Below are 9,987 nucleotides of genomic sequence, written 5' to 3' on the forward strand. Positions count from 1 at the left end.
TCGGCTGCCAATAACGGAAAAAGGCCGGTGGCAAGAGCCACCAGCCATCAGCCTGTCGCTTGACGCTCGGGCTGGAGGAGCAAAGTCGATACTTATTTCAGCTCGACTTTAGCGCCTGCTTCTTCCAGCTTCTTCTTAGCGTCTTCAGCAGCTTCTTTCGAAACGCCTTCAGCTACAACCTGAGGAGCGCCGTCTACTTTCTCTTTGGCTTCTTTCAGGCCCAGACCGGTCAGTTCACGAACTGCCTTGATCACGTTAACCTTCTTCTCGCCAGCTTCCAGCAGAACAACGTTGAACTCGGTTTGCTCTTCAACAGCAGCAGCAGCTACAGCTGGGCCAGCCGAAGCGGCAGCAGCGGTAACACCGAAGGTTTCTTCCATCGCTTTGATCAGCTCAACGATTTCCACTACGGATTTCTGGCCGATTGCTTCGATGATTTGTTCGTTAGTCAGAGACATGACTCAATTCCTGAATTGGGGGACGGCCTACGCGACCATCGAAATAAACAAAAAACGCGAGAAGTTGACGAGCCTTAGGCTGCGGCAGCTTCTTTCTGGTCGCGAATTGCCGCCAGAGTACGAGCCAATTTGCTGGTAGCGCCTTGAATCACGCTCATCAGCTGAGAAATTGCTTCGTCACGGGTCGGCAGAGTTGCCAGTACGTCGATCTGATTAGCTGCGAGGAACTTGCCCTCGAACGCAGCTGCCTTGATCTCGAACTTGTCCTGACCCTTGGCAAACTCTTTGAAGATACGGGCAGCAGCGCCCGGATGTTCGTTCGAGAATGCAATCAGGGTCGGGCCGGTGAACACGTCGTTGAGGACACTGTATTCAGTGTCAGCAACTGCGCGCTTGAGCAGGGTGTTACGTACAACACGTACGTAAACGCCAGCTTCACGAGCCTCTTTACGGAGTCCGGTCATTGCGCCTACTGTTACGCCACGGGCATCAACCACGACAGCGGACAGAGCGACTTTGGCAGCCTCGTTGACTTCAGCGACGATGGCCTTCTTGTCTTCGAGATTAATTGCCACGGGTTTAACTCCTGCTTGTTACCGTTTCACTCGGTCGAAACCGAATGTCGTTTTGGTGTCTGATTCGGTAAGGAACCGGGAGCACCATCTGCGTAGGCTTGTGGTTTAAGGCTTGCGCCGCCTACGGTCTTGGATAGCCCCCGCCAGGCAGGGACCCCAATCTTTCAATTGGCGCGAATAATCGCGCCAACCTTTGTCTTACGCGTCCAGCGAGCTCTGGTCGATAACCAGACCTGGGCCCATAGTAGTGCTCAGGGTAACGCGCTTGACGTAGATACCTTTCGAAGAAGCTGGCTTGATACGCTTCAGATCAGCGATCAGAGCTTCAACGTTTTCCTTCAGCTTGACGGCATCGAAGCCGATCTTGCCAACGGAAGTGTGAATGATGCCGTTTTTGTCGGTGCGATAACGGACCTGACCAGCCTTGGCGTTTTTAACCGCGGTAGCTACGTCTGGAGTTACGGTGCCGACTTTCGGGTTAGGCATCAGGCCACGTGGACCGAGGATCTGACCCAGTTGACCTACAACGCGCATGGCATCCGGGGATGCGATCACTACGTCATAGTTCAGGTCGCCGCCTTTCATTTCGGCAGCCAGGTCGTCCATACCTACACGGTCAGCGCCGGCAGCCAGAGCGGCCTCAGCAGCTGGACCCTGGGTGAACACAGCAACGCGAACGGTCTTGCCAGTGCCGTGTGGCAGCACAGTGGCGCTACGAACAACCTGGTCGGATTTACGCGGATCTACACCCAGGTTCACAGCAACGTCGAACGACTCGCTGAACTTGACAGTCGACAGCTCAGCCAGCAGAGCAGCAGCGTCTACAATGTTGTAGGCCTTGCCTGCTTCGATTTTGCCGGCGATAGCCTTTTGACGCTTGGTCAGCTTAGCCATTACACACCCTCCACGTTAAGGCCCATGCTACGAGCAGAACCGGCGATAGTACGCACGGCTGCATCCATATCAGCTGCAGTCAGATCCGCGTTTTTGGTTTTCGCGATTTCTTCCAGCTGAGCACGGGTAACAGTGCCAACCTTAACGGTGTTCGGACGAGCGGAACCGCTGGTCAGACCGGCCGCCTTCTTCAGCAGAACCGAAGCAGGGGTGGATTTGGTTTCGAAAGTAAAGCTACGGTCGCTGTAGACAGTGATGATCACTGGAGTCGGCAGACCTGCTTCAAGACCCTGAGTACGGGCGTTGAAAGCCTTGCAGAATTCCATGATGTTCACGCCGTGCTGACCCAGAGCAGGACCAACAGGTGGGCTTGGGTTAGCCTGAGCGGCCTTCACTTGCAGCTTGATGTAAGCGGTAATCTTCTTGGCCATGAGGCACTCCAATTACGGGTTCGAACGCCTCGAAAGGCTCCCCGGTTACTTGCGCGTTTATCCCAGTGACGACAAAACCCCACAGCCTAGGGCTGCGGGGTTGGGATGCTTGTTCAGTTAGACCTTTTCGACCTGACTGAACTCCAACTCTACCGGGGTAGAGCGTCCGAAAATAAGCACTGCCACCTGGACACGGCTCTTTTCGTAGTTAACTTCTTCGACAGTGCCGTTAAAGTCAGCGAATGGACCGTCAGTAACACGAACCACCTCACCCGGCTCAAACAGAGTCTTCGGCTTCGGCTTGTCGCTACCATCAGCCACTCGACGCAGAATGGCTTCCGCCTCTTTGTCGGTGATTGGAGCAGGCTTGTCGGCGGTACCGCCAATGAAGCCCATCACCCGAGGAGTATCCTTGACCAAGTGCCAAGTACCCTCGTTCATATCCATCTGTACCAGCACATAGCCTGGGAAGAACTTACGTTCGCTTTTGCGCTTCTGGCCATTACGCATTTCAACCACTTCTTCAGTGGGAACCAGAATTTCGCCGAAGCCATCTTCCATGCCAGCCAGCTTTACGCGCTCAATCAGCGAGCGCATGACATGCTTCTCGTAACCCGAGTAAGCATGCACAACGTACCAACGCTTAGCCACGGGACACCCTTAGCCGACAATCAAGGAAACAAGCCAGCCGAGCAGGGAATCAACACCCCACAACAGCAACGCCATAACGATAACCACAGCAACAACAATCAACGTTGTCTGCGTGGTTTCCTGGCGAGTTGGCCATACGACTTTACGAATCTCGGTGCGAGCTTCCTTAACCAGTACAAAGAACGACTTACCCTTTGCAGTCTGCAGGCCTACAAAGGCAGCTACAGCAGCAATCACGAGCAAAGCGAGTACACGGTACAGGATCGGCGAAGCAGCGTAATACTGATTGCCAACAACGCCGACAATCACCAAAGCGGCTACCACAAGCCACTTGAGCAGATCGAAGCGAGAGCCTTGAGCTTCAGCCTTAGGAGTCATCTATGAAGATCCTGTGAAAAGAAAGCCAGACACACCGAGTGAATCTGGCAGGTCAGGAGGGAATCGAACCCCCAACCTACGGTTTTGGAGACCGTCGCTCTGCCAATTGAGCTACTGACCTAAAACAAAATCAGGCCGACCATTATGCCGGCCCGAAAAATACATTACAACCGCTTATTCGATGATTTTGGCTACGACGCCAGCGCCGACGGTACGACCGCCTTCACGGATAGCGAAACGCAGACCGTCTTCCATCGCGATGGTTTTGATCAGGGTAACAGTCATCTGAATGTTGTCACCTGGCATTACCATTTCAACGCCTTCTGGCAGCTCGCAGTTACCAGTCACGTCAGTAGTACGGAAGTAGAACTGTGGACGGTAGCCTTTGAAGAACGGAGTGTGACGACCGCCTTCTTCCTTGCTCAGAACGTAAACTTCTGCGGTGAACTTGGTGTGCGGCTTAACCGAACCTGGCTTAACCAGAACCTGACCACGCTCAACGTCGTCACGCTTGGTACCACGCAGCAGAACGCCGCAGTTCTCGCCAGCACGACCTTCGTCGAGCAGCTTGCGGAACATCTCAACACCGGTGCAGGTGGTGGTGGTGGTGTCACGCAGACCAACGATTTCCAGTGCATCTTGAACGCGAACGATACCGCGCTCGATACGACCAGTCACAACAGTACCGCGACCCGAGATCGAGAATACGTCTTCGATTGGCATCAGGAATGGCTTGTCGATCATACGAACTGGTTCTGGGATGTAGGTATCCAGAGTTTCAACCAGTTTACGAACGGCAGTGGTGCCCATTTCGTTGTCGTCTTTGCCTTCCAGCGCCATACGAGCCGAACCGATGATGATCGGAGTGTCGTCGCCTGGGAAGTCATAAGTGGACAGCAGGTCGCGAACTTCCATCTCAACCAGTTCCAGCAGCTCAGCGTCGTCTACCAGGTCAGCCTTGTTCAGGAAAACCACGATGTACGGAACGCCTACCTGACGGGACAGCAGGATGTGCTCACGGGTTTGTGGCATCGGACCATCAGCGGCCGAGCAAACCAGGATCGCGCCGTCCATCTGGGCAGCACCGGTGATCATGTTCTTCACGTAGTCAGCGTGACCTGGGCAGTCAACGTGAGCGTAGTGACGAATAGTCGAGTTGTACTCAACGTGAGCGGTGTTGATGGTGATACCGCGAGCTTTTTCTTCTGGAGCGCTGTCGATCTTGTCGAATTCAACTACGGCCGAACCGAAAACTTCGGAGCAGACGCGAGTCAGAGCAGCGGTCAGAGTGGTTTTACCGTGGTCAACGTGACCAATGGTCCCTACGTTGACGTGGGGCAGGGAACGATCAAATTTTTCCTTAGCCATCGATAACACCCTCAACAGAAGAATTAGACGAACGATATCTACCATTAAAACAAAGGCAGATATTTTCATATCTGCCTTGTTATATGGAGCTCTTGAGCGGATTTGAACCGCTGACCTCACCCTTACCAAGGGTGTGCTCTACCAACTGAGCTACAAGAGCGAAACACTTTGCACAACCTGCAAACTTGGAGCGGGTAGCGGGAATCGAACCCGCATCATCAGCTTGGAAGGCTGAGGTTCTACCACTAAACTATACCCGCGGAGCTTGCAGCTCACGCTAAAAATGGTGGAGGGGGAAGGATTCGAACCTTCGAAGTCGTAGACGTCAGATTTACAGTCTGATCCCTTTGGCCGCTCGGGAACCCCTCCTAAGCGAGCCGGCATTCTATACTATGCCGACCTTCTGTCAAGCATTTTCTCATTAAAAACCTGAGGTTAGCTGCGTTGACACCGTTCCACTTTGACAACCTGTTTAGGTGTTCGCTGTGGAGCGGGCGCCATTCTATGCAAACTATTCCAGCGGTGCAACCCCCTCACACAGCATTATTTTATGTTTTAACTCATTGAATTCCTTGGAAAGGTTCTGCAACTGCACATCCCCCAATAAACGCTGGCTCTCGGGCGCAATGCGCAACCAATAACCAGGTTCGGGAAGATCCTTTTGTGATGCCTGAACCTTCACACTCATGGCCGCTAGACGCATCTGTAGCTCGGAAATGCTGCCTTCTTGAGGCAAACCACCCAAAAACAGACACTCCTGTCCGGCACGGCGCGCGCCCTGCCCTCCTCCAGAGTCACCAGTCGCCTCACTCAATAAGCGAATATCTTGCTGGCCCCCGCGGTACATATTGAGGGGCGTGACATCTTTTGCACGCAAAGGCGCTTCCTGCTGATGCCAGACGTAATAGAAAACATTGAGAACAACGAGCAGCAGGAACAACCAACGCATACAAACCTCAAGTCAAAGGACACGCCATCGCCAACCCTACAAATACCAGGTCAGGGACGACCCGTGCATCGGGCACGACGTCCGCCACCAATCCAGCATCGCCACCGGTAATAAAGACAGCAAAGCGCTCCCCCCAATAGGATCGAGCCATTTCCATCTGGGTCAGAACGAAACCTCTCAACATTAAAGAGCACCCTCGCTCCACCGCCTCGACTGTACTGCGCCCCGGAGCATGGCTCGTCAGCGCTTTTTCGGCAGCCAAATCCCCATAACGGATTTTCCGGGTATGTGTACGTAATTGGTTACGCATCAAGGGCATCCCTGGGCAAATGAATCCTCCAAGGTGCTCTCCTTCGGCATTAATAAAATCGGCCGTCACAGCAGTGCCGAAATCCAGAATCAGGCAGGCGCCTGCAGCCAAATGAAAACCACCAAGCATCGCCAACCAGCGATCCAGCCCCAAGCGTTCATAGTCGTCATAGCCATTCCTGACGCCAGACATTTCACTGGCCGATTTGGCGCACACGACCGAGACGCCGAACGTCTGCTCGAGAATTCGGGTGAGCGCAGCAGTTTCTTCGCTGGTTCTTACGCTGACCAACCGACATTTACGCAACGACAGGCTGTCAAATGCGCACAAGCTATCCACCAGAGCCTGATCCGAGTCGACAACACCTTCAGCGAAAAGACCGCCAGCAGCCGTATTCAATACACGCCACTTGATAAAGCTATTCCCACAGTCGAGCTCAAGAATCATCACGCAACCTCAGGCTGAGCTCACCACCACTAAATACCCTTTCCACACCGTCCACCTTCAAGCGCAGCGCACCCTGGCTATCAATGCCAAGCACTACGCCTTCTATATGACTAACGCCCGCAACCAAAGAAACCGGGCGACCTTGCCACATGTGATCCTTTTCCCACTCCTCCTGGAACGCAGAGAATCCATGGACCTGATGACGTTGGATGTAGCCCCGCAGTTGCTCGCTCAGCTCAGCCACCAAGATGTTGCGATCGCAGTTTTTGCCCGTCTCGAGCCGAATCGACGTCCATTGCTGGTCAACTTCCTCAGCAACCTGCATGTTCACATTAATGCCTATACCAAGCACCACATGGCAAACATCTGCCGGATCCCCTACTAACTCAAGAAGGATACCGGCGATTTTCTTGTTTCCGACTAGCACATCGTTTGGCCACTTCAATCCAGCGCTCGACACTCCCTGCTTTCGCAGGGCATGCATAACCGCTAAACCAACCACTAGACTCAAGCCCTCAAGCTGGCGCATGCCACCCTCGATGCGTAAGACCAGGCTGTAATACAGATTTTCAGCGAAAGGGCTTATCCACTTACGCCCCCGCCGACCACGACCGGAAATCTGTCGCTCCGCCAATACCAGAAACGGCGCTGCTCGACCTTGACCGATCGCGCGCAGCGCCTCTGCATTGGTGGAATCAATGGAATCAAAGACTGACATCGGCCAAACCAGCGTCAAGGCACCAATCTTGAGGGGGTCGAGCAGCGTCAAGGGCGCGGCCAGTTGATAGCCTCTGCCCCGGACTTTGTTAATGGATAATCCGAGTTCAGCCTCAAGATGCTGAAGCTGTTTCCACACCGCACTTCGACTGATTCCCAGGGCAACCCCCAGAGCCTCGCCGGAATGGAATCGACCATCCTTTAATAGATTCAACAACGTCAGCATGCAGGTCTCGCCTCACAATGAGGCCCGAATAATAGCCATGAGCCGGGCGATTGCATAGAAATCAAGCACACCACTTTCCTGCGGGCAAAACAAAACCCCAACTGCTTTCGCAATTGGGGTTTCGGAATTTAATCTTGACGATGACCTACTCTCACATGGGGAAACCCCACACTACCATCGGCGATGCATCGTTTCACTTCTGAGTTCGGGATGGGATCAGGTGGTTCCAACGCTCTATGGTCGTCAAGAAATTCGGGTACTGACTCGTGACCGGTTGGCCTCGCTTCAGCAAATCGGGTATGTGATACAGGTGTTTGTGAGCAGCGCGAACTTTCGGTTCATTGCGTCTTCACACACCGCAATCTGGTCTCTTTCGAGCATTCAGATTGCTTGGGTGTTATATGGTCAAGCCTCACGGGCAATTAGTATTGGTTAGCTCAACGCCTCACAGCGCTTACACACCCAACCTATCAACGTCGTAGTCTTCGACGGCCCTTCAGGGAACTCAAGGTTCCAGTGAGATCTCATCTTGAGGCAAGTTTCCCGCTTAGATGCTTTCAGCGGTTATCTTTCCCGAACATAGCTACCCGGCAATGCCACTGGCGTGACAACCGGAACACCAGAGGTTCGTCCACTCCGGTCCTCTCGTACTAGGAGCAGCCCCTCTCAAATCTCAAACGTCCACGGCAGATAGGGACCGAACTGTCTCACGACGTTCTAAACCCAGCTCGCGTACCACTTTAAATGGCGAACAGCCATACCCTTGGGACCGGCTTCAGCCCCAGGATGTGATGAGCCGACATCGAGGTGCCAAACACCGCCGTCGATATGAACTCTTGGGCGGTATCAGCCTGTTATCCCCGGAGTACCTTTTATCCGTTGAGCGATGGCCCTTCCATACAGAACCACCGGATCACTAAGACCTACTTTCGTACCTGCTCGACGTGTCTGTCTCGCAGTCAAGCGCGCTTTTGCCTTTATACTCTACGACCGATTTCCGACCGGTCTGAGCGCACCTTCGTACTCCTCCGTTACTCTTTAGGAGGAGACCGCCCCAGTCAAACTACCCACCATACACTGTCCTCGATCCGGATAACGGACCTGAGTTAGAACCTCAAAGTTGCCAGGGTGGTATTTCAAGGATGGCTCCACGCGAACTGGCGTCCACGCTTCAAAGCCTCCCACCTATCCTACACAAGCAAATTCAAAGTCCAGTGCAAAGCTATAGTAAAGGTTCACGGGGTCTTTCCGTCTAGCCGCGGATACACTGCATCTTCACAGCGATTTCAATTTCACTGAGTCTCGGGTGGAGACAGCGCCGCCATCGTTACGCCATTCGTGCAGGTCGGAACTTACCCGACAAGGAATTTCGCTACCTTAGGACCGTTATAGTTACGGCCGCCGTTTACCGGGGCTTCGATCAAGAGCTTCGCGTTAGCTAACCCCATCAATTAACCTTCCGGCACCGGGCAGGCGTCACACCCTATACGTCCACTTTCGTGTTTGCAGAGTGCTGTGTTTTTAATAAACAGTCGCAGCGGCCTGGTATCTTCGACCGGCATGAGCTTACGGAGCAAGTCCTTCACCCTCACCGGCGCACCTTCTCCCGAAGTTACGGTGCCATTTTGCCTAGTTCCTTCACCCGAGTTCTCTCAAGCGCCTTGGTATTCTCTACCCAACCACCTGTGTCGGTTTGGGGTACGGTTCCTGGTTATCTGAAGCTTAGAAGCTTTTCTTGGAAGCATGGCATCAACCACTTCGTCACCCAAAGGGTAACTCGTCATCAGCTCTCGGCCTTAAGATCCCGGATTTACCTAAGATCTCAGCCTACCACCTTAAACTTGGACAACCAACGCCAAGCTGGCCTAGCCTTCTCCGTCCCTCCATCGCAATAACCAGAAGTACAGGAATATTAACCTGTTTTCCATCGACTACGCTTTTCAGCCTCGCCTTAGGGACCGACTAACCCTGCGTCGATTAACGTTGCGCAGGAAACCTTGGTCTTTCGGCGTGGGTGTTTTTCACACCCATTGTCGTTACTCATGTCAGCATTCGCACTTCTGATACCTCCAGCAAGCTTCTCAACTCACCTTCACAGGCTTACAGAACGCTCCTCTACCGCATCACTTGCGTGATACCCGTAGCTTCGGTGTATGGTTTGAGCCCCGTTACATCTTCCGCGCAGGCCGACTCGACTAGTGAGCTATTACGCTTTCTTTAAAGGGTGGCTGCTTCTAAGCCAACCTCCTAGCTGTCTAAGCCTTCCCACATCGTTTCCCACTTAACCATAACTTTGGGACCTTAGCTGACGGTCTGGGTTGTTTCCCTTTTCACGACGGACGTTAGCACCCGCCGTGTGTCTCCCATGCTCGGCACTTGTAGGTATTCGGAGTTTGCATCGGTTTGGTAAGTCGGGATGACCCCCTAGCCGAAACAGTGCTCTACCCCCTACAGTGATACATGAGGCGCTACCTAAATAGCTTTCGAGGAGAACCAGCTATCTCCGAGCTTGATTAGCCTTTCACTCCGATCCACAGGTCATCCGCTAACTTTTCAACGGTAGTCGGTTCGGTCCTCCAGTCA

General features: G+C 53.4%; 10 protein-coding genes, 4 tRNA genes and 2 rRNA genes (1 of these 16 only partly in view). All 16 read right to left on the bottom strand.

What is annotated here, in order from left to right; genetic code table 11:
• Positions 1–92: 92 nt before the first annotated feature.
• Positions 93–458, bottom strand: a complete 366-nt coding sequence (rplL, locus tag AC1RBR_RS24210) for a 50S ribosomal protein L7/L12 (protein WP_007962228.1) — start codon at positions 456–458, stop codon at positions 93–95.
• A 74-nt stretch (positions 459–532) separates the two neighbouring features.
• A complete protein-coding gene (gene rplJ / locus AC1RBR_RS24215) occupies positions 533–1,033 on the bottom strand; it encodes a 50S ribosomal protein L10 (RefSeq protein WP_003228752.1) in 501 nt (166 codons plus the stop codon).
• 198 nt (positions 1,034–1,231) lie between these two features.
• Positions 1,232–1,927, bottom strand: a complete 696-nt coding sequence (rplA, locus tag AC1RBR_RS24220) for a 50S ribosomal protein L1 (protein ID WP_003228754.1) — start codon at positions 1,925–1,927, stop codon at positions 1,232–1,234.
• Complete coding sequence (rplK, locus tag AC1RBR_RS24225) at positions 1,927–2,358, bottom strand: 50S ribosomal protein L11 (protein WP_003228756.1); 432 nt, start codon at positions 2,356–2,358, stop codon at positions 1,927–1,929. The genes rplA and rplK overlap by 1 nt, the downstream gene beginning before the upstream one ends.
• Positions 2,359–2,475: 117 nt before the next feature.
• Complete coding sequence (gene nusG, locus AC1RBR_RS24230; RefSeq protein ID WP_025113545.1) at positions 2,476–3,009, bottom strand: transcription termination/antitermination protein NusG; 534 nt, start codon at positions 3,007–3,009, stop codon at positions 2,476–2,478.
• Positions 3,010–3,018: 9 nt separating this feature from the next.
• Positions 3,019–3,387: a preprotein translocase subunit SecE gene (gene secE / locus AC1RBR_RS24235; protein ID WP_095140135.1), complete on the bottom strand. Its 369-nt coding sequence runs from the start codon at positions 3,385–3,387 to the stop codon at positions 3,019–3,021.
• 45 nt (positions 3,388–3,432) lie between these two features.
• Positions 3,433–3,508: transfer RNA gene (locus AC1RBR_RS24240), tRNA-Trp, on the bottom strand.
• 53 nt (positions 3,509–3,561) lie between these two features.
• Positions 3,562–4,755, bottom strand: a complete 1,194-nt coding sequence (gene tuf, locus AC1RBR_RS24245; protein ID WP_024014521.1) for an elongation factor Tu — start codon at positions 4,753–4,755, stop codon at positions 3,562–3,564.
• 84 nt (positions 4,756–4,839) lie between these two features.
• Positions 4,840–4,915: transfer RNA gene (locus AC1RBR_RS24250), tRNA-Thr, on the bottom strand.
• A 26-nt stretch (positions 4,916–4,941) separates the two neighbouring features.
• Positions 4,942–5,015: transfer RNA gene (locus tag AC1RBR_RS24255), tRNA-Gly, on the bottom strand.
• Between the two features lie 24 nt (positions 5,016–5,039).
• Positions 5,040–5,124, bottom strand: a tRNA-Tyr gene (locus tag AC1RBR_RS24260).
• A 142-nt stretch (positions 5,125–5,266) separates the two neighbouring features.
• A complete protein-coding gene (locus AC1RBR_RS24265) occupies positions 5,267–5,704 on the bottom strand; it encodes a hypothetical protein (RefSeq protein WP_492566915.1) in 438 nt (145 codons plus the stop codon).
• A 7-nt stretch (positions 5,705–5,711) separates the two neighbouring features.
• Positions 5,712–6,461 (bottom strand): pantothenate kinase, encoded by a 750-nt coding sequence (locus tag AC1RBR_RS24270; protein WP_115987912.1) that lies wholly within the window; start codon positions 6,459–6,461, stop codon positions 5,712–5,714.
• Positions 6,451–7,404 carry a bifunctional biotin--[acetyl-CoA-carboxylase] ligase/biotin operon repressor BirA gene (birA, locus tag AC1RBR_RS24275; RefSeq protein ID WP_492566917.1) on the bottom strand — a complete coding sequence of 318 codons (954 nt, stop codon included), beginning with the start codon at positions 7,402–7,404 and terminating at the stop codon, positions 6,451–6,453. Before birA ends, AC1RBR_RS24270 begins: the two co-directional genes overlap by 11 nt.
• 132 nt (positions 7,405–7,536) lie before the next feature.
• A 5S ribosomal RNA gene (gene rrf, locus AC1RBR_RS24280) occupies positions 7,537–7,652 on the bottom strand.
• A 153-nt stretch (positions 7,653–7,805) separates the two neighbouring features.
• Positions 7,806–9,987 (bottom strand): 23S ribosomal RNA (locus AC1RBR_RS24285); it runs 710 nt beyond the window's last position.

This window comes from Pseudomonas sp. GW823-FHT01D03, assembly GCF_058798255.1.

Excerpts from the sequence above, each read along its gene's own strand:
- rplA (WP_003228754.1), bottom strand. The coding sequence starts at position 1,927 with ATGGCTAAGCTGACCAAGCGTCAAAAGGCTATCGCCGGCAAAATCGAA.
- birA (WP_492566917.1), bottom strand. The coding sequence starts at position 7,404 with ATGCTGACGTTGTTGAATCTATTAAAGGATGGTCGATTCCATTCCGGC.
- rplK (WP_003228756.1), bottom strand. The coding sequence starts at position 2,358 with ATGGCCAAGAAGATTACCGCTTACATCAAGCTGCAAGTGAAGGCCGCT.
- rplL (WP_007962228.1), bottom strand. The coding sequence starts at position 458 with ATGTCTCTGACTAACGAACAAATCATCGAAGCAATCGGCCAGAAATCC.
- secE (WP_095140135.1), bottom strand. The coding sequence starts at position 3,387 with ATGACTCCTAAGGCTGAAGCTCAAGGCTCTCGCTTCGATCTGCTCAAG.
- AC1RBR_RS24265 (WP_492566915.1), bottom strand. The coding sequence starts at position 5,704 with ATGCGTTGGTTGTTCCTGCTGCTCGTTGTTCTCAATGTTTTCTATTAC.
- AC1RBR_RS24270 (WP_115987912.1), bottom strand. The coding sequence starts at position 6,461 with ATGATTCTTGAGCTCGACTGTGGGAATAGCTTTATCAAGTGGCGTGTA.
- tuf (WP_024014521.1), bottom strand. The coding sequence starts at position 4,755 with ATGGCTAAGGAAAAATTTGATCGTTCCCTGCCCCACGTCAACGTAGGG.